General features: G+C 72.0%; 15 protein-coding genes. 10 read left to right on the forward strand and 5 right to left on the reverse strand.

All coding sequences use genetic code 11. From position 1 onward, the window contains the following. Window positions 1-16: 16 nt before the first annotated feature. Complete coding sequence (locus ACN263_RS09180) at window positions 17-1,117, reverse strand: hypothetical protein (protein WP_422739379.1); 1,101 nt, start codon at window positions 1,115-1,117, stop codon at window positions 17-19. 272 nt (window positions 1,118-1,389) lie between these two features. Here ACN263_RS09180 and ACN263_RS09185 point away from each other — a divergent pair, with 272 nt between their 5' ends. Together ACN263_RS09185 and ACN263_RS09190 are read left to right on the forward strand one after the other, a co-directional pair. Then, window positions 1,390-1,932, forward strand: coding sequence for a DapH/DapD/GlmU-related protein (locus ACN263_RS09185; protein WP_422739380.1), 543 nt, complete (start codon window positions 1,390-1,392; stop codon window positions 1,930-1,932). Then, window positions 1,932-2,627: an acyltransferase gene (locus ACN263_RS09190; protein ID WP_422739381.1), complete on the forward strand. Its 696-nt coding sequence runs from the start codon at window positions 1,932-1,934 to the stop codon at window positions 2,625-2,627. The genes ACN263_RS09185 and ACN263_RS09190 overlap by 1 nt, the downstream gene beginning before the upstream one ends. Here ACN263_RS09190 and ACN263_RS09195 read toward each other — a convergent pair. Continuing rightward, window positions 2,510-3,817: a glycosyltransferase gene (locus ACN263_RS09195; protein WP_422739382.1), complete on the reverse strand. Its 1,308-nt coding sequence runs from the start codon at window positions 3,815-3,817 to the stop codon at window positions 2,510-2,512. The genes ACN263_RS09190 and ACN263_RS09195 overlap by 118 nt on opposite strands. Before the next feature lie 215 nt (window positions 3,818-4,032). On the opposite strand from ACN263_RS09195, the gene ACN263_RS09200 reads away from it, so the two are divergent. The 3 genes from ACN263_RS09200 (at window position 4,033) to ACN263_RS09210 (ending at window position 7,942) form a co-directional block, all read left to right on the forward strand. Beyond that, window positions 4,033-5,481, forward strand: a complete 1,449-nt coding sequence (locus ACN263_RS09200; protein ID WP_422739383.1) for a lipopolysaccharide biosynthesis protein — start codon at window positions 4,033-4,035, stop codon at window positions 5,479-5,481. 92 nt (window positions 5,482-5,573) lie between these two features. Continuing rightward, window positions 5,574-6,689, forward strand: coding sequence for a glycosyltransferase family 4 protein (locus ACN263_RS09205; protein ID WP_422739384.1), 1,116 nt, complete (start codon window positions 5,574-5,576; stop codon window positions 6,687-6,689). 2 nt (window positions 6,690-6,691) lie between these two features. Next, on the forward strand, window positions 6,692-7,942 hold the full coding sequence (locus ACN263_RS09210) for a glycosyltransferase (RefSeq protein ID WP_422739385.1): 1,251 nt from the start codon (window positions 6,692-6,694) through the stop codon (window positions 7,940-7,942). Window positions 7,943-7,951: 9 nt separating this feature from the next. On the opposite strand, the gene ACN263_RS09215 is transcribed toward ACN263_RS09210, so the two are convergent. Both ACN263_RS09215 and ACN263_RS09220 read right to left on the reverse strand, forming a co-directional pair. After that, window positions 7,952-9,133, reverse strand: a complete 1,182-nt coding sequence (locus tag ACN263_RS09215; protein ID WP_422739386.1) for an O-antigen ligase family protein — start codon at window positions 9,131-9,133, stop codon at window positions 7,952-7,954. A 243-nt stretch (window positions 9,134-9,376) separates the two neighbouring features. Continuing rightward, window positions 9,377-10,615: a glycosyltransferase family 4 protein gene (locus ACN263_RS09220; protein ID WP_422739387.1), complete on the reverse strand. Its 1,239-nt coding sequence runs from the start codon at window positions 10,613-10,615 to the stop codon at window positions 9,377-9,379. A gap of 225 nt (window positions 10,616-10,840) precedes the next feature. Here ACN263_RS09220 and ACN263_RS09225 point away from each other — a divergent pair, with 225 nt between their 5' ends. From ACN263_RS09225 to ACN263_RS09235, 3 genes are read left to right on the forward strand one after another with little or no spacing between them, the layout of a single operon-like run. Continuing rightward, the gene (locus tag ACN263_RS09225) at window positions 10,841-11,785 is read left to right on the forward strand and encodes an NAD-dependent epimerase/dehydratase family protein (protein ID WP_422739388.1); all 945 of its coding nucleotides are present in this window, start codon (window positions 10,841-10,843) and stop codon (window positions 11,783-11,785) included. 9 nt (window positions 11,786-11,794) lie between these two features. Continuing rightward, a complete protein-coding gene (locus tag ACN263_RS09230) occupies window positions 11,795-13,204 on the forward strand; it encodes an oligosaccharide flippase family protein (protein ID WP_422739389.1) in 1,410 nt (469 codons plus the stop codon). Beyond that, the gene (locus ACN263_RS09235) at window positions 13,191-14,546 is read left to right on the forward strand and encodes a glycosyltransferase family protein (RefSeq protein ID WP_422739390.1); all 1,356 of its coding nucleotides are present in this window, start codon (window positions 13,191-13,193) and stop codon (window positions 14,544-14,546) included. Before ACN263_RS09230 ends, ACN263_RS09235 begins: the two co-directional genes overlap by 14 nt. A 17-nt stretch (window positions 14,547-14,563) precedes the next feature. Here the strand turns inward: ACN263_RS09235 and ACN263_RS09240 are convergent, their stop codons facing one another. Further along, window positions 14,564-15,886, reverse strand: coding sequence for an O-antigen ligase family protein (locus tag ACN263_RS09240; protein ID WP_422739391.1), 1,323 nt, complete (start codon window positions 15,884-15,886; stop codon window positions 14,564-14,566). A gap of 327 nt (window positions 15,887-16,213) precedes the next feature. On the opposite strand from ACN263_RS09240, the gene ACN263_RS09245 reads away from it, so the two are divergent. Both ACN263_RS09245 and ACN263_RS09250 read left to right on the forward strand, forming a co-directional pair. After that, complete coding sequence (locus tag ACN263_RS09245) at window positions 16,214-17,254, forward strand: polysaccharide biosynthesis protein (RefSeq protein ID WP_422739392.1); 1,041 nt, start codon at window positions 16,214-16,216, stop codon at window positions 17,252-17,254. After that, window positions 17,248-18,372, forward strand: coding sequence for an NAD-dependent epimerase/dehydratase family protein (locus tag ACN263_RS09250; protein WP_422739393.1), 1,125 nt, complete (start codon window positions 17,248-17,250; stop codon window positions 18,370-18,372). The genes ACN263_RS09245 and ACN263_RS09250 overlap by 7 nt, the downstream gene beginning before the upstream one ends. Window positions 18,373-18,374: the final 2 nt, after the last annotated feature.

An 18,374-nucleotide genomic window follows, 5' to 3' on the forward strand; every position in this document is an offset into this window, starting at 1 on the left:
TGCGGCGTGATCGATGTCAATAGGTCGATGGGAGCGGGGTGGCTGACCGTGTCGGTACCGGTGCCGCAGGTGACGGCCCGAGCGGTGTGGGCCGGTGCTGTCGCAGGTGGCCCACGATCGCCTCGCAGAACACCGCCTCGATGTCGCAGGTCTCCTCGACGTACCCCCACCCGCCGTCACGCCGGACGTGGTAGCCGGTCGAGTTCTCCGCGGTGACCGTGCCGAAGTGCAGGCACTGGAACTCGATCAGGTGGAACGCCGTGCCGTCGTGGGCGATGTCCATCGAGGTGAGCGGGGTGCCGAGAGCGTCGCTGACCTGTTCGGCGTAGTCGAGCAACGCGTCCCGGTCGACCCCTGCCATGTCGTGGAAGTCGAAGTCGCCGCTGCCGCTGGCCCGGAAGTCGCCGGCACGGTTGCGCCGGTACAGGGTGTAGTAGCGCTCGCCCAACCGCAGCACCTTGAAGTCGCCGGCGAGCCCCGGAATCATCGCCTGGACCAGGAACTTCTGCCGGTGCAGCGAGCGGGCGTGGTGGTCGCGGCGCAGCAGTCGCCGGCCGTGCTCGCGGGCGGCTTCACGCCGGTCGTGAGTCCGGCTGAGCGTTCGAGCGGTGCGCAGCAACTCGTGGTGGTCGCCGGCCCGGGCGACGAACTGGGAGCCGGCGCCGTGCGCCGACTTGAGCACCTTGGGCCACGACCCGTCCAGGACCGTCGCGGCGAGTTCCTCGAAGGTGCCGAAGGTGCGGGTGCCGAGGCGGCGGGCGGCACGCGGAAAGAGCTGGGCCCGCAGCGCCTCCATCATGACCTTGTTGTGGTGCGCCCGCAGGTAGCGGTAGCCCGGTATGACCCACGCTCCCCGGGTCTCCAGCGCGAGCACCAGATCCTCGATCCAGCTCTTGTAGTGCAGCCCCTCGTCCTCCGACGAGGTGTAGAGCACCGGCACCCCGGACAGGTCCTCGGTCAGGTCGAGGTCCACGAAGCGGACGACCTCCGGACGGAGGCCGGCCTCGCTGAAATGCGTGGTGATCCGGTCGAGGTCCATCGTGCACAGGCCGTGTCGTGTGCGGGCCGTGGAGTAGAACGTTCCCCGGTAGTCGGTCAGGATCAGGATTCTGGTCATCTTGGTCTCTTTTCGCAGGCCTCAATCCGAAGGTTCGGTGTGTTCGTTTCGCGGGGGTCAGACGCCGATAAGTGAAACATGGTGCGTTCTACTCATATGAGGACATCAAGAACATGTTTCCGACTCACTTTCACCTCAGTCGCTTTTGGTGGTAATTCTGGAAAATGCGGCAATGTGGAGAACTGTCGGATCTACACTTCGGACCGCATGACCACATCGAGCATCACCACCACGAGAACGGGGAACAAGCGTTGCTGAGCATGGTTCGCGGCGTGGCAACCGCCCTGCGGGACCGGCGCGCCGCCGCCCGCGATCCCGAGGGCTTCGCCCGGTCACTCGGTGTCAACCTGCGTGGCCGGGTCCGCTTCTACGGCATCGACCGGGCGATGTTCGGGTCCGAGCCGTGGCTCGTCAGTCTGGGCGACAACGTCTACGTCACGGCCGGAGTCCAGTTCATCACCCACGACGGCGGGACGCTGATCCTGCGCCGGGAGGTGCCGGATCTGGAGTGGACCGCACCGATCATCGTCGGGGACGACGTCTACCTCGGCGTACGGACGACCGTTCTGCCTGGCGTGACGATCGGCGACCGGTGCATCATCGGCGCCGGCTCGGTGGTGACCCGGGACATCCCCGACAACAGCGTCGCCGCCGGCGTACCGGCCCGGGTGATCCGCAGCACGGACGACTATCTCGACCGGATGCGCGCCCGTTCGCTGGGCTGCGGGCACCTGCCGGCCGCCGAGAAGGCCGCCGTGATCCGGCAGATCTACGGGGTTCCCGAGCAGGTCGGCGCCGCACGGGCGGGGTTCTGATGCGGGTGGTGGCCGGCCGGCCCGGGCCCCTGCTCGGTCCGCTCGTCGTGACGCTGGACCGACTCGCTCACGCGGTCAGCCGCGCCCGCCGGGCCGTCCGAGGTCTCGCCCTGGCCGGACGGTTCGCCGCCCGGGGCGACAACTTCACGTTCGACCCCGACGGTGTCTACACCTGCGAGACGATCGAGGTCGGGCACAACGTGGACCTCGGGTACCGGCCGATCCTGATGGCGGCGCGGGCGCGGATCCGGATCGGCGACAACGTCATGTTCGGCCCCGAGGTGACCATCCGGGGCGGTAACCATCGCATCGACCAGGTCGGTGTACCGATGATCGCGGTCGGCAAGGAGCCCGGCGACGACAGCCACGATCGGGGCGTGACCATCGGCGACGACGTCTGGGTGGGCACCCGGGCGGTGATCCTGCACGGGGTCACCATCGGTCGGGGCGCGGTGGTCGGGGCCGGCGCGGTCGTCACCCGCTCGGTGCCGCCGTACTCCGTGGTCGCCGGCAACCCCGCCCGGGTGATCCGGCTGCGCTGGTCGCTGGAGACCGTTGCGGAGCACGAGCGTCGGCTCTACCCGCCGGAGCGCCGGCTCACCTCGGCCGCACTGGCCGCGCTGGCCGGGCTGCCGGCGCCCGAGCCCCGTCCGGCGGTCACGAAGTCGCTGACCGCCGGCGTCCAGGCCCGGTAGTCGAAGCAGTGCGCGCGCTCCCGTGCCGCGCGGCTCATCGCCCGCCATCCCGGGTCGTCGACACGTAGCGCTCGCTCCAGCCCACGCCGGACGTCGTCCGCGCCGGAACCGTCGAGCACGATGCCCTCGCGGCCGTCCACGATGTAGCGCCGCAGGTCACTCGTGTAGTTCAGCAACACCGGACAGCCGGCGGCGAGGCTCTCCGGGACCTTTGACGGGAAGCCCGCCTGCGCGTACCCGACCGTAGGGCGGACGAGCACCGAGAAGTGTGCCCGGCGCAGCTCGGCGAGCACCCGGTCGCGCGGCACGCGACCGAGGAAGCTCACCTGGTCGTCGAGGTCGTCGGGGCCGGCCTCGTCCAGATCGGAGAGGCTGGTGGCCTGCTCCCGGCTGATCCCCGCGATGGTCAGGTGCACCCGGGCGCGCTCGTCGGGGGCGAGGGCGCGGATGCCCTCCAGGAGTACGGCGAGTTGGTCCTTGGTCCCGGCCGACCCCGCGTAGAGCAGCCGGAGCCCGTCATCCAGCGGGGGCGGAGCCGGAGCGTCGTAGTCGGAGCAGTCCACCTGCGGCGGCACCACGAGGGTGGGGCGGCCCACCCCCACGAAGTGTCGCTCCAGCGCCTCGGTGATCGCGATGATCCGATCGGCGAGCCGGCCGGCCAGGAAGAAGGCCCACCGGTGCCGGGCGAAATACGGTGTGAACCAGCCGTGCGGGAACTGCGCCGCGTCGTGCCGTTCGAGGACGTCCACGGTCACCGGGCAGCGCACCGCCGTGCGGAGCACCAGCCAGGTCAGCAGGTTCCACAGGCCGAGTGGCAGGTAGACGGCGGTCAGCTCCTTCGGGCGTACGCCCGCGCGGCGCAGTGCGCTGATTACCCGCAGCGGACGGGTGCACCGGTGCAGCCACCGGCCCGCAACGCCACCGCCGGCGCGCTCGCGGGACAGCGTGATGAGACGTACGCCGGGCGGCAGGTCGGGTGCGGTGGGTGGGCGCGTCCCGTCCTCGGGCCAGTCGTTGACCACCAGGGTCACGCCGCCCGGCGGCGTGGCCGAGCGGGCCAGTTGCAGGAGACGGTTGGACATCGCGTCGCCGTGTGGAAACCGGTACGCGGCCAGCGCCAACACCTGCGGCGTGGTGGCGGCGGGCCGCAGATGTCGGCGCTGGCCGGCGATGGTGGTGGACTCGCCCACGGTCCGTCCCCTCGAGAGATATACGTTTTTTGGTCGTTATGGCCGGTAAGTCTAGGGTGTGGTCGTCACCGAGGCGGGCTACGTGGACTCGTGTCGGGGGATGAAGTGGAGTCGCCAGGAGCTGATCGTAATCGCAAAGCTACTCTAAGCAACTATGGCCGATCGTTCTCGTTGTACCTGGTGACCTGTCGGCGGGGGCGCGGAGGCGGCACGGCATGCGACGACCGATCACCACTGCGGCGCCGGCCGTCGGGCGGCACCGGCTGGCGGTGGCCGACCGACCCGCGCCGCCAGGCCCACCCGCGCCGCCGGGCTCGGGCAGGTCCCGCAGCCGGGCGCTCGTCGGTGGCATCGTGTCCTCACTGGCCGGCAAGATGGTGGGCCTCGCCGCGCCGCTGCTGATCACGCCGCTGGCGTTCCGCAGCCTCGGGGCCGAACGGTACGGCCTCTGGATGGCCGTCACCTCGCTCACCAGCATGGCGCTCTTCGCCGACTTCGGACTCGGCAATGGCCTGCTGACCAGGCTGGCGAGGTTGCGCGGCACCGGCGAGCGGCAGGCGGCGGCCCGGGAGGTGTCCAGCGCGTACGCCCTGCTGGGCGTGCTGTCCGCGCTGCTGATGACCGCGCTGGTCGTGAGCCTGTGGTGGGTGCCCTGGCCGGCGCTGCTGAACGCCACAGCGCCACCGCTGGCGGCCGACGTCCGGCCGGTGGTGCTGCTCTGCTTCGGCGCCTTCATCGCCAACATTCCCATCGCCCTCATCCAGCGGGTCCAGTACGCCCACCAGCAGGTCGCCCAGAGCAACCTCTGGCAGGCCGGCGGCAGCCTGATCTCGGTCGCCCTGGTGTACGCGGCGGTCACCAACGCGGTCGGGCACGTGCTGGTCATCGCCGCCGCGGTGCTCACCGTGCCGGCGGTCAACCTGGCCAACTCGCTCTGTTACTTCGGCTGGCAGGACCGCGAGCTGCGGCCGCGTCTGCGACACGTCCGCGCCGGGGTGGCCCGGGGACTGCTGCGCCTCGGCGTCCGGTTCTTCCTGCTCTCGGTGCTCGCCTCGGTGGTGCTCAACCTCGACGGTTTCCTCATCGGCCGGGTACTCGGCCTGAGCGCCGCGGCGACGTACGCGGTCGTGCTGCGGATGTTCGCCCTGCTGACCCTCTTCATTACGCTGGTGAACCTGCCGCTCTGGCCCGCCAACAGCGAGGCCCTGGCCCGCGGGGACCTGCCCTGGGTACGGCGCGTCACGGCACGGATGGTGTGGCTGTCCGCCCTGGTCGTCAGTCTGCCCGGCGTCGCGTTCGTGCTGGTCGGCAACGACGTGCTGCGACACTGGGTACGCGCCACCGACCTCCCGCACGTGTCACCGGTGCTCTTCGCCGGTCTCGCCCTGTGGTCGGTGCTGCTGGCGGTCGCGGCTCCGCTGTTCATGGTGCAGAACAGCGTGGGACTGCTGCGACCCCAGTTCGTCGGCTGGGCCGGTTGCCTGCTGCTCGCCGTACCCCTGAAGGTCGTGCTGGCCCACCGCATGGGTCTGCCCGGGGTGGCGCTCGCCTCGGCGGTGACCTACGGGCTCACCGTGTTGCCGGCCGCCGTCGTGGGCTACCGCCGTGTCCTGGCCGGCGCGGGCACGCCGCCCCCGGCGGCGGTGCCGGTCGTGACGCCGTGAGGCGGTCGGCGCGCCGTCACTTCGCCGCCGCTGTCGCCGTTACCACCGGTGGTGCGCTCCGGCCCGCCGGGTCATCGTCGAAACGAGGGTTCATGCAGCGAGTCGAAGTGACCCGGCCGGTGGTGGTGCAGCACTCGGCCGGCCTCCCGGGAGCCAACGGCCCACTGACCGCTGTGCAGCGGGTGCTCGCCTCGCACCTGGCCGAGGAGTACGAGTTCGTCCGGATGCACCAGAGCGCGGGCAACGGCAGCCTGAATGTGCCGCTGCTGCGGGAGTGGGTGCGACTGCTGCGACGGGTCCGCCCCGACCTCGTGCACGTACGCGGTCTGCAGAACGAGGGTTTCCACGGGGTGCTCGCCGCGCGCCTCGCCGGCTGCCCCCGGATCCTGGTCACCGTGCACGGCACCGTCCGTGACCTGCGTGGACCGGGTCGAGCCTGGCGTCGCCGGCTGCTGGTGCGCGGGGCCGAGCCCGCGACGCTGCGGTTGGCCAGCCACGTCGGCACCGTCTGCGAGTACGCGGCCCGCCGCGACTTCCTGCGCGACCTCGGTGGGAAGTTCGTCGGCGTGATCCCCAACGGGGTGCCGCTGCCGGAGGATCCCCGCGAGGCGCGGCAGCGGACCCGCGCCGAGCTGGGCCTCGATCTGGACGACGTGGTCATGATCGCGGTCTCACGACTGACCTGGGAGAAGGGGTACGGCGTTCTCGCCGACGCGCTACGCCGGCTGCCCCCGTCCACCGTGCGCCGGCCGCGGCCGTCCACCGTCCGTCGCGTCCTGCTGGTCGCCGGTGACGGCCCCGACCGCGCCGGGATCGCCGCCGCCCTGGCCGCCGCCGGCGATGTCGAGGTACGCCTGCTCGGCAACCGGCTCGACGTGCCGGACCTGCTCGCCGCGGCGGACCTGTTCGTCTTCCCGACCCTGCACGAGAACCTCTCCAACGCTCTGCTGGAGGCCATGGCGTACGGGCTGCCGGTCGTCGCGTCGGCGGTCGGCGGCAACGTGGAGGTCCTGCGCTCCGGCGGCGGCCGGCTGGTGCCGGCGGGTGATCCCCAGGCCCTGGCCGGGGCGTTGTCGCCGCTGCTCGACGACCCCGCCGAGCGACGACACATGGGGGAGCTGGCCCGCAAGGTGGTGGCCGAGAGCTACAGCCTCGACGTCATGCTCGGCGCGCTGGACGGGGTCTACCAGCGAATCCTCGGGGAGTGAGGATGGCAGTACGCCGCAGCCCACGGGTCGGCCTGCTGGGCTTCACCGTTCCGGACGAACTGCTCGCCGAGATCATCGCCCGGGACACCATCCTGCCCACCCAGACGCACACCTTCGCCTGGGGCCTGGTACGCAGCCTGCGCGCCGCCGGTTGCCCCGTGCACCTGCTCTCCGCCGCGCCGGTGTCGAGCTGGCCGGGCAACCGCCAGATCCGCTTCCGCGCCGGTCGGTTCCGGCAGGACGGCGTGGACGGGGATCTGCTGCCGTTCGTCAACCTGCTCGGGCTCAAGCACCTCACCCGGTTCGTGGCCGCGTGGCGCGTCGGGAGTCGCGTGCTGCGCGAGCGGGAGACCGACGTGCTGCTGGTGCACGGCGTGCACTCGCCGTTCCTGTGGTTCGGCGTGCTGCGCGCCCGACGTCGGGGCGTACGGGTGGTTCCGGTGCTCACCGACCCGCCGGGCGTCGCGCTGCCCACCGACGGTCGGTTGGTCCGGCTGCTGCGCGGGCTCGACGTGGCGCTGGTCCGGGCAGCCCTCGCGCGCTGCTCCGGGGTGATCGCCCTGACGGCCGCGCTCGCCGACGACTTCGCCCCCGGCCGCCCCCGACTGGTCATGGAGGGCATCTGCGCCGTCGACGACCTCCTGCCGGCCGGCCCCACGAACACCCGCGACATCGTCTACGCCGGCGGCCTGAGCCGCGCCTACGGCGTGGACCGGCTCGTCGAGGCGTTCCGCGCGCTGCCCGGTGACGACCTGCGGCTGTGCGTGTACGGGCGCGGCGAGCTGGAGGGCTGGCTGCGGGACCAGGCCGCCCTGGACCGGCGCATCCGACCTCCCCAACTGCTGCCCCGCGGGGAGCTGTTGCCCCGGCTGTCCCGGGCGCGGGTGCTCGTGAACCCCCGCCCGGTGGATCAGGACTTCGTCCGCTGGTCGTTCCCGTCGAAGATCATCGAATACCTGGCCACCGGCGTGCCGGTGGTGAGCACCCGGTTGCCGGGGATCCCGCCGGACTACACCCCCTGGCTCTCCTACGCCGAGCCGGACACCGCCGAGGGGCTGCGGACCGCCATCGAGCAGGTGTTGGGCCTGTCCGAGCACGCGGCCCGGGAACTCGGCGTCGGCGGCGCGCGGTTCGTCCGGGAGACCCGCAACCCAACGGCCCAGGGGCACCGGATGCACGACTTCCTCGCCGGGCTGGTGGGGTCCACGGCTGCGGCCGACTCCGCCGCGTTGACTCCCGACCGGGTCGGCTGACCGGCCGGCTCAGCGCACCAGGCCGACAAGCGGTCGTCGGGGCCGGTCGGTCGACACCACCGGTGGCGGCTCGGCGGCCGTATCGGGCAGCGCTACCGGCAGCCGGGACCACAGGGCCAGCATCAGCCAGGCCACCGGCGAGATCTCCCAGTGCCCGCTGAGCCAGATCGGCGTCCACCCGACGATGAGCGCGCCCACCAGCATCCCGTGCCGGCGACCGAGCCGGGGCGCCGCGTCCCGGAGCAGGAAACCGATGAGCGCGACGAACAGCGCGATCCCGATCAGGCCGAGGTCGTTGCCGAGGGTGAGCAGGAGCGTGTGGGCACCCACCCCGTAGTACGGGTTGGTGCTCGGGAAGGCGCCCACGCCGATGCCCACCAGCGGTGAGTCCCAGAACGACGCCTCCGCGATCGGCCAGACGGCCAGCCGTCCGGAGAGATCGTCCAGGGGGCGGTTGAACACGTTCTCCAGCCACTGTGGCTGGTAGCGCGTCAGGTGTCCGAACGGCACCAGGACCAGCAGCAGAGCCGAGCCGGCGGCGGCGAAGGCCCAGGTCCGCCCGGCCAGCCGGTCGATGACCAGGTACGCCGCGACAGCGGCCAGCGCGATCTGACTGGCGCGCGTGCCGGTGAGCATCGTCCCGTACCCGAACAGCGGCAGCAGCAGCCACAGGGCGGTGCGGACCGGGCGGTTGCCGACCCGCGCCACCAGCAGCAGGACGGCGACCAGGGCGGCGGTGGCCAGGCAGTACGCGGTGTAGTTGACGCCCACCCCGTCGAGTGAGATGCGCAGCGCGGTCGCGTCGAGGCGGCTCGCCCGGATCAGTTGGACCGTGGTCCAGCCCGCACCGGCGAGGTAGGCACCGGCGACCAGCAGCAGCCGGCGTCGGCTGGACAGCACGTGCCGGGCCGCGATCAGGAGCAGGGCGACGGTCCACCAGGCCCGGATCGCGATCTGGCTGCTCTCGATGTCCCGGGTCCACATCAGCGTGGCGCTGGCCCAGCAGCAGATGAGGATGGCCAGGTAGTCCGCCGGTCCGGTGCGGGGGATGCGACCACTGGTGACCAGCGCGGCGGCGGCGAGCCAGAGCCCGCCCTGGTACACCATGTTGGGGCTGAGCGGGGCCAGGAACGCGGCGAGGCAGATGGGGAGCACGCTCAACCTGGCCAGGTTCCACCGAGGGCCGGTCATCGGATCGACGCTCCGTGGATTGTCGATCCGGCGCGTGGTCGGCGTGGCGCCTCCCGAACGTCGGGGTTGGTGCTCCACGATGGACCGGGTTGCGCCGTACCCCTGAGCCACGGGCTCTCCTCCTGCCGAGCGGTGATCCGGCCGGCGGGCGCCGTACCGTGCCGCAACGAGCCTAGGTGGAGATTGAGGGGCGTACCTGCGGTTTCCTCAACATAAGGAGCAAATCGGGCATTGCGCTGATGTCTATCGGCCACGCCCGCGTGCCGCGGCCTTACCGAGCAGGTCCTCGATCTGGTCGACACCGACCCGCAGCGACATCCGGTCCAGGTAGAGCTGTCGACCCCGAGCGCCCATCGCGAGCCGTCGCTCGGGGGACACCGTGGCCGCGGCCACGAACTGGTCGGCCAGCGCCCGCCAGTCGTCCGGCGGGCACACCAGGCCGGCGCCGCCGGCATCGACCAGCCGGGCGGCGTCACCGTCGGCCGACATCAGCACCGGAACGCCACAGGCGAGTGCGGCCTGCAACTTCGACGGCACGGTCCCGCGCAGCCACGGCAGATCGCGCAGCATGACCAACTGGTAGTCGGCGGCGGCGTACAGCTCGGCCATCTCCTCGGCCGGACGGCGGCCCAGGAACCGTACGTTCGACGCGCCCAGCTCCTCGGCGAGTTTCCGGGCCTGCTCCGCGCCCAGGCCGGTGCCGACGAAGACCAGGTCCACCGCGTCTGGCGCGGCGGCCGCGGCCCGGATCGCCACGTCGACGCCCTGCAACAATCCCAGGTTGCCGGCGAACATCACCGTGGTCCGCCCGCGATGACCGATCGCGGCCCGCGCCGCGTCGGTACACGGCACGGGCCGGAACAGCGCCTCGTCGGTCCAGTTGAACACCGTGCGCACCGCTCCCGGGTCGACCCCACGCTCGACCACCTGCTCCGCCATCGCGGGCGCGATCACCGCGATGCCGGCGCACGAGTGGTAGATCCGGCGCATCGCGGCCGTGAGAACCCGGTCCAGCACGCGTCCGGCCAGCCCGGCCGGGGCCATTCCCGAGGCCGTCACGGACTCCGGCCACAGATCCTGTACGTGCAGCACCGCCGGTACGCCCCGCAGCACGCGCAGCAGGCCGGCGGCGGCGTACGAGGTCGGCGGCGGGTGATAGACGTAGAGCGCGTCGACGTCGCGCAGGTGTCGCGGGGCGGCCACCGTGCTGGTGGCCGCGAACGACAGGTAGCTCGCCGCCCGGCGCAACCCGGAACGGTCGTGGCTCGGGTACGCCGGCACCCGCCGCACGCAGACCCCGGCCTCGGTGCTCCGGTGGTTCCAGCGCTGTCGCCAGCCCGGGTAGGTCCGGCCCAGCGGCAGGCTCGGGAAGGTGGTCAGCACGCGCACCTCGTGCCCGCGCCGGGCCAGCTCGGTCGCCAGTTGGCCGGGCACGAACGTGCTCTCCGGCGGGTACCACTGACTGATCAGTCCGATTCGCATCTCCGGCGCTCCCGTTCGGCTCGGCCGGGATTCGTACCGGCGTCTGTCCGCGGGGTCAGCTCACCACATCAAACGGGTCACTAACCCCAACTCGCTCATCAGGGCTGACAACGGACGGAACGGATCGGAGGACACGCGCCGCGCCGTGACCTGGGCCGCAAGCGCTCGTTGACCTACTGGCAGCCGGCCGCTCGGCCGCCGCCGACGGGCCGAAGGGGAGACCTCGTGAAGGTAGTGGTGACCGGGGGAGCCGGCTTCATCGGCGCCAACCTGGTACGGGCGCTCGACGACACCCCACAGGTGACCGAGATCGTGGTCGTCGACGACCTGTCCACCGGCCTGCTCGACAACCTGCACGACCAGCCGGTCCGGCTGTGCCGGGGCACCGTGCTCGACCCCGACCTGCTCGACGAGGCGTTCAGCGGCGCGGCCAGCGTGGTGCACCTGGGCGCCCTCGGCTCGGTCCCGCGCTCCATCGACCGGCCGCTGCCCAGTCACCACGCCAACGCCACCGGGACCCTGATGGTGCTGGAGGCCGCCCGCCGTCACCATGTCCAACAGGTGATCCTGTCGTCGTCCTCGTCGGTCTACGGCGCCAACCCGGTGCTGCCCCGGCAGGAAGGGCTCCGCCCGATCCCGGTGTCCCCCTACGCGGTCTCCAAGCTCGCCGCCGAGGCGTACGCCGTCGCCTACGCCTCCTGCTACGACCTGGGCGTGCTGCCGTTCCGGTTCTTCAACGTCTTCGGGCCACGGCAGGCGGCGCACCACGCGTACGCCGCCGTGCTGCCCCGGTTCGTCACCGCCGCTCTCGCCGGAGAGCCGCTGCGGGTGCACGGTGACGGCCGACAGACCCGCGACTTCACCTTCGTCGGCAGCGTCACCTCGGTGATCGTCGACGCCATCGTGCGCAGGGTGTCCACCACCGACGTGGTGAACCTCGCCTTCGGCGCGCGGGTCTCGCTGCTCGACATCATCGCCGAGCTGGAGGACATCATGGGCCGACCCCTGCCCGTGGTGCACGAGCCACCCCGCCCCGGCGACGTACGCGACTCGCAGGCCGACTGCGGCCGGCTGCGGGAGCTGTTCCCCTCGGTACGACCGGTACCGCTGCGCACCGGCCTGGAGCAGACGGTGTCCTGGATGTCCGATCGCGTGCTCACCGGCCAGTAGGCCGCGCCCATGTCGTCCGGGGTCGCCGAACGGGCCCGGCGAGCCGGCACGTCGGGCGGGCGACATCGCCGTTCGGGGCGTGGCCGCCGACTGGTCGCCGGTGTCACCACGGCTCTGCTCAGTCGGGCCGCGGGGCTGGTCGTCCCGATCGTGTTGGTGCCGGTGACACTGCCGTACTTCGGCAACGACCTGTACGGACTGTGGATGGCGGTGGCCTCGCTGGCCGGCATGGCGGCGTTCGCCGACCTGGGCCTGGGCAGCGGATTGATGACGAAGCTGGCCCCCTGCTACGCGTCCGGCGACACCGCTCGCGCCCGCCGGTACATCTCCAGCGCCTACCTGACCCTGACGATCCTGGCGGTCGCGCTCACCGCCGTGCTGTGGCTGACCGCCCGCGCCGTGCCATGGCCGACTCTGTTCAACGTGTCCGGGCAGGTCAGCCCGGAGCAGACCCGGCTCGTCCCGCTGATCTGCCTCACCGCGTTCGCGCTGAACGTGCCGCTGTCCCTGATCGCCCGGGTGCAGTACGCCTACCAGCAGGTCGGTCCCAGCAACGTCTGGCAGACCGGCGGCAATGTCGCCGCGCTCACCGCCATTCTCACCGTGGTGTGGGCCGGTTGGTCACCGATTCTGGTGATCGCGGTGTCCGCCGTCGCGCCCCTGTTGATCAATCTGCTCAACACCCTCTGGTTCTTCGGCCGGCAGGAGCCGGAACTGCGGCCGACGCCGCGAGACGTCCAGCCGGGAGTCGCTTGTGAGCTGGCCCGGCTCAGCGGGCTCTTCTTCCTGCTGACCGTGGTCATCTCGATCGCCACCAACGCCGACACCCTGATCATCGCCCACGTGCTCGGACTGTCCGCGGTGGCCGGCTACGCGGTGCCGGCGAAGCTGCTCTCCCAGCTCGGCCAACTCGTCGTCCTGGTCAACGTGCCGCTCTGGCCCGCCAACGGCGAGGCCCTGGCCCAGGGCCACCTGGACTGGGTACGGCGAACCACCCGCCGGATGACCGTGCTGTCGATCCTCGCCGCCGGCCTGCCCGCCGCCGTGCTGGTGCTCTTCGGCGACCGGCTCTTCGCCGCCTGGCTGCCGGTGCCCATGGGCGACGACCGCTGGCTGCTCGCCGGACTGGGTCTCTGGTGGCTCGCGCAGGCCGCGCTGTCGCCACGGTTCATGGTGCAGAACGCCAGCGGTGTCATCGTCCCGCAGCTCGTCGGCTGGGGGGCGTTCCTGGCGCTGTCGGCGCTCGGCAAGTGGTACGCCGCCGGCCGGCTCGGTGTCGCCGCCGTGCCCTGGGTGGGCGCCGCCGGGTACGCCGTGACCGTCGTCCCGGCCGGGCTCTACGGATACCACCGGACGCTGCGTCGACACCGTCGTCCGGTCATCGAGGAAGAGGGAGTCGCCACGCATGCTGTCCGCTGAGGAGTACCCCCGTGTCCTGGTGGTGAGCGCCGCCGTCTTCGACCGCTCCACCGGCACCGGCATCACCCTGTCCAACCTGTTCGCGGGCTGGCCCGCCGACCGCCTCTCCCAGCTGTACACGGAGGACGCCACCCCGGGTGCGGAGGTGCGGGGCACGTTCAACCGGTTCGCCCCGCGCAACGCCCCGGTGGAGTATCACCTGTTCCGGCTCCGCCAGCGCACGCGCCGGACGGCCCCGACGGACGCTCCGGTCGACGCGCCGCCAAACCCGGCGCGTGCCCGGCTGCGCTCGCAGTTGCGGGCCTTCGTCGACGTCAGCCCCGTCCGTGTCCCCACCGACGTCCGGAGCTGGCTGCGGGAGCAGCGACCGGACGTGGTGTACGCGACGCTCGGCAGCATCCGGATGATGCGCCTCGCGGTGACCGCCGCCCAGGAGTGCGAGGCGCCGCTGGTGCCGCACTTCATGGACGACTGGCCCAGCACCCTGTACGCCGGCGGGCAGTTGCTCGGCGTTCCCCGGCTGGCGGTTCTCGCCGGGGTGCGGGAGGTGCTGCGGCACTCGTCGTACGGGATGGGGATCAGCGAGGCGATGGCCCGTGAGTTCGAGGGCCGGTACGGGTTGCCCTTCGCCGCGTTCGGCAACTGCGTGTCCCCGGCGGACTTCGCCGACCCCTCGGCCCCGGCGGCCACGCGTCGCGAGGACGGGGTGGTCGATCTCGTCTACGTCGGTGGGCTGCACCTCGACCGGTGGCGGTCGCTGCGTCGGATCGGTGAGTCGGTGCAGCGGCTGGCGGAACGGGGAGTCCCGGTCCGGCTGACCGTGCACGCCCCGGCGGCCGACCTGGGACGGTACGGCGGTCGGCTGGCGGGACTGCCGGCTGTCCGGATGGGCGGGTCGCTGCCCGCGAGCGAGGTACCCGGCGCGCTCCGGCAGGCCGACGTGCTGGTGCATGTCGAGGCGTTCGCCGAGGAGCACCGGCGGTACACGCGCTACTCGCTGTCGACGAAGATCCCGCAGTATCTGGCGGCGGGCCGACCGGTGCTCGGGTTCGGTCCCGCCGAACTCGCGTCGATGGCCCACCTCTCGGAGGCGGAGGCGGGCGTGGTCGTCGGCGTCGACGACGATGCCGCCCTGACCGACGCGGTCGGCACGCTCTGCGCCGACGTCGAGTTGCGGAGTCGGCTGGGTCGGCAGGGGCTGGCGTACGCGCTGCGGCACCACCGTACGGACCGGGTGGCGGCCCGCTTCGCCGAGGTGCTGCGGGAGGCTGCCCACCGCCGGGTCCGGCCACCGGCGCCCCGGGCCGGCGGTGTGTCCCTGCGGGGCGTGGACGCCGGCTGACCGGCGCCGGCCGACGGTCAGCGGCGCGGGGACGTCCCGACGCTGACCGTCGGCGCTGACGTCGCCCGGCGCAGCAGGGTGCGGGCGTGCCGGGGTGCGACACCCCGGGACCGGGCCGGACCCAGGGCGCGGGGCACCACGGTGAGCAGCCCGAGGACCAGCCAGAAGCCGAGCGCGGTCTCCCACTGACCGGTCAACCAGATCGGCAGCGTGGCGGCGGTGAAGGCGCAGACCAGCAGTAGTGCCGTCCGACCCGTGCGGGCCGCGGTGACCAGCGCGCCGGCCATCGTGCCGAAGTACAGCAGGACCCCGATCAACCCCAGGTCGTTGCCGACGGTGAGCAGCAGGTTGTGTGGCCCGATCTCGAACGGGTTGGTGGAGATGAACACGCCGGCACCGGACCCGGTCAGGGGGGACTCCCACCAGGTCGACAGGGCGTACGGCCAGATGGAGAGGCGCCCGGAGATGTCACCGGTGGGGCGGCCGTACAGCCCGTCGAGCCAGAGCATCTCGTTCTGCGGGGTCATCCCGAACGGCACGGCCAGCACCGCGCCGGCGGCGATCCCCGCGACGGTCATCCCCGCGAACCGGGGGAGCAGGTACGCGGCGAGGGCGGCGAGCAGTCCGAGCACCATGCCGATGGCGGCGCCGCGGGAACCGGTGAGCAGCACCGCGTACCCGAGCAGCGCGATCAGCGGCAGCGACGCCACCCGCACCGCTCGCCGGTGCGCGCCGGCCAGCGCGAGGACCAGGGCGAGCACCACCCCGACGACAAGGGTGTAGGCGGTGAGGTTCACCTCGCGGCCGTCGACGCCGTAACGGTGCGCGAAGAGCAGCACGTCGCCCTGTGAGCGGGCGCCGGTGGCCACCTCGACGGCCACGATGGCGCAGCCGGCCAGGTAAGCCCCACCGACCAGCAGGAGGTCCCGCCGGCCCCGGACGACGTGCCGGCAGGCCACCAGGAGCAGGCCGACCGAGATGTAGCGGTACGCGCCGGGCAGGGCGAGATCGGTACGGCTGCTCCACAGTGGGCTGACGGCGGCCCAGAACACGAGCAGCAGCGCGAGCGTGTCGACGGCGCGCAGCCGGGGGAGTCGACCGCTCAACCCGATGGCCAGCAGCGCCAGCGGAGCCGCGTAGTTGAACGACCACCAGGGCGGACGCGCGGCCACGAAGGCGACCGCGCAGAGCAGCAGGACGGCGGGGAGACTCCCGGTGGGGCCGGAGGGCCGGGCTCCGGGACGCGCGGTGGTCGGTCGACGACGGCGCGGCGGCGGTATCACCCGGTCGGTCGCCCGGACCTGCAGGCGGGGGCCGGTCCGCGGCGGTGCCGCGGTCACCGATCGAGCCCGGGGTACGCGTTCGGCCCGCGGCCGGCGGAGAGAGGGAGCGGCACGCAACCGTTTTATCAGCTACAGAACGGTGAAGTGGCGAATTCACCCGACAAAACCGGACCTTTCTGCCGCGATTTTGCCCCTCCTACCCCTTGTTTGGGGTGTTTGGACCAAACGCGTATCCGGGCCTTCCGGCCCTTCGTTGACCTGGGTGCCGTAACCAGGTGGGGCTTCGTCTGGCCGGGGGACCGGCGCCCGTGTGACAGCGCGTAGCGCGCTGCGCCCGGGCTGGCGGGTGGCAACCGCCCGTCAGAGGCTGAAACGGGAGAAGCAATGAGCGCAATGACCGCGGGCCGTCGGGTGCTGATCACCGGCGGGACCGGATCCTTTGGACAGACCATGGCCCGCCGCCTGCTCGACCGGGACGTCGCCGAGGTGCGGATCCTCAGTCGGGACGAGGCGAAGCAGGAGGCCATGCGCCGCTCGCTCGGCGACGAACGGGTGCGCTACCACGTCGGCGACGTCCGGGACGTCGACACCGTGCTGCGGGCCACCCGGGGTGTCGACTTCGTCTTCCATGCGGCGGCACTCAAGCAGGTGCCCTCCTGCGAGTTCTTCCCGCTCGAAGCGGTGCGTACCAACATCCTCGGCAGCGGCAACGTGGTCGAGGCCGCCGCGCACAACGGGGTCAGCTCGGTGGTCGTGCTCAGCACCGACAAGGCCGTGTACCCGGTCAACGCCATGGGCATGAGCAAGGCGCTGATGGAGAAGGTCGCCCAGGCGTACGCCCGCAACAACCCGAACAGCTCCACCACCGTCTCCTGTGTGCGCTACGGCAACGTGATGTACTCGCGCGGCTCGGTGATCCCGCTCTTCGTCGAACAGATCAAGGCCGGCCGGGCGCTCACCGTCACCGACCCCATGATGACCCGGTTCCTGATGTCGCTCGCCGACTCGGTCGACCTGGTCGAGCACGCGTTCCACCACGCACACCCCGGCGACGTGTTCATCCGCAAGGCCGCCGCCTGCACCATCAGCGACCTCGCTGAGGCGGTCTGCCAGCTCTTCGACGTGCCGTTCAAGCTGGAGGTCATCGGCGTACGGCACAGCGAGAAGTGGCACGAGACCCTCGCCAGCCGGGAGGAGTTGGCCCAGGCCGAGGACTTCGGCGACTTCTTCCGGGTGCCACTGGACGCCCGCGACCTCAACTACGCGCTCTACGTCTCCGAGGGAGAGTTGGGCGAGGTGCCCCGCGAGGACTTCAACTCGGCCAACGCGCGGCGACTCGGCGTACCCGAGGTGGTCGAGCTGCTCAAGACGCTGCCGGAGATCCGGGCGGAGCTGGCGCTGCGCGACCCGGTGTTGGCGTGCTGAGCCTCGCCGTCACCGGTGCCGGCGGTTTCCTCGGCTGGCACGTGCGGGTCCTGCTGCACGCGCTCGGCTGGCCCGAGCCGACCGTGCTGAGCCGCGCCGACCTCACCGACCCGGCGGTGGTGGCCGGCAAGCTCGCCGGAGTGGACCGGGTCCTGCACCTGGCCGGGGTCAACCGCGGTGAGCCCGCCGACGTCGCCGCCGGCAACGTGCAGCTCGCGGCCCAGCTCGCCGCCGGCCTGCGGGCCTGCCCGGAGCCGCCCGCGCAGGTCGTCTTCGCCAACTCGGTGCAGGCCGGCAACGGCACCCCGTACGGCGACGCCAAGGCGACCGCCGCCGGCATCCTCGCCGACACCGGCGTGCCGCTCGACGATCTGCTGCTGCCCAACCTGTACGGGGAGCACGGCCGACCCTTCTACAACTCGGCGGTCGCCACGTTCTGCCGACTGCTCGCCGAGGGCGGACAGCCGGACGTGCACGGCGACCGGGAGCTGGACCTGGTGCACGTCACCGACGCGGCGGCCCGGCTGGCCGGCGTCCCGGCCGGCGGCTCCTGGGACCCGGGCCTGCCGGCGCTGCGGATCGGCGTCCGTGACCTGGCCGACCAGCTCACCAGCTACGCCGGCAGCTACCGCACCGGAGAGATCCCGCCGCTGCGCGACCGGCACGACGTGCGGCTGTTCAACACCTACCGCTCGCACTGCTTTCCGGCGCACTACCCGCTGGCCCTGCCCGTCCGGACCGACGCCCGGGGCGCGCTGGTCGAGACGGTCAAGACGCATGGGGGAACGGGGCAGACGTTCTGCTCGACCACCCGACCCGGCATCACCCGGGGCGAGCACTTCCACCTGGCCAAGGTGGAGCGGTTCGTGGTTCTGCGCGGCACCGCCGAGATCAGCCTGCGTCGCGTCGGCGACACCGACGTCGTCCGGTTCCCGGTCAGCGGCGACGAGCCGGTCGTGATCGACATGCCGACCATGTGGGCGCACAACATCACCAACACCGGTCCGGACGAGCTGCTCACCCTCTTCTGGACCAACGAGCTGTTCGACCCGGAACGGCCCGACACATGGCCGGAACCGGTCGGTGAGGTGCACCGGGTGCCGGCCGGCGTCCGGTGACA

The organism is Micromonospora sp. WMMD729 (assembly GCF_049315225.1).
In the GTDB taxonomy this organism is placed as follows: domain Bacteria; phylum Actinomycetota; class Actinomycetes; order Mycobacteriales; family Micromonosporaceae; genus Micromonospora.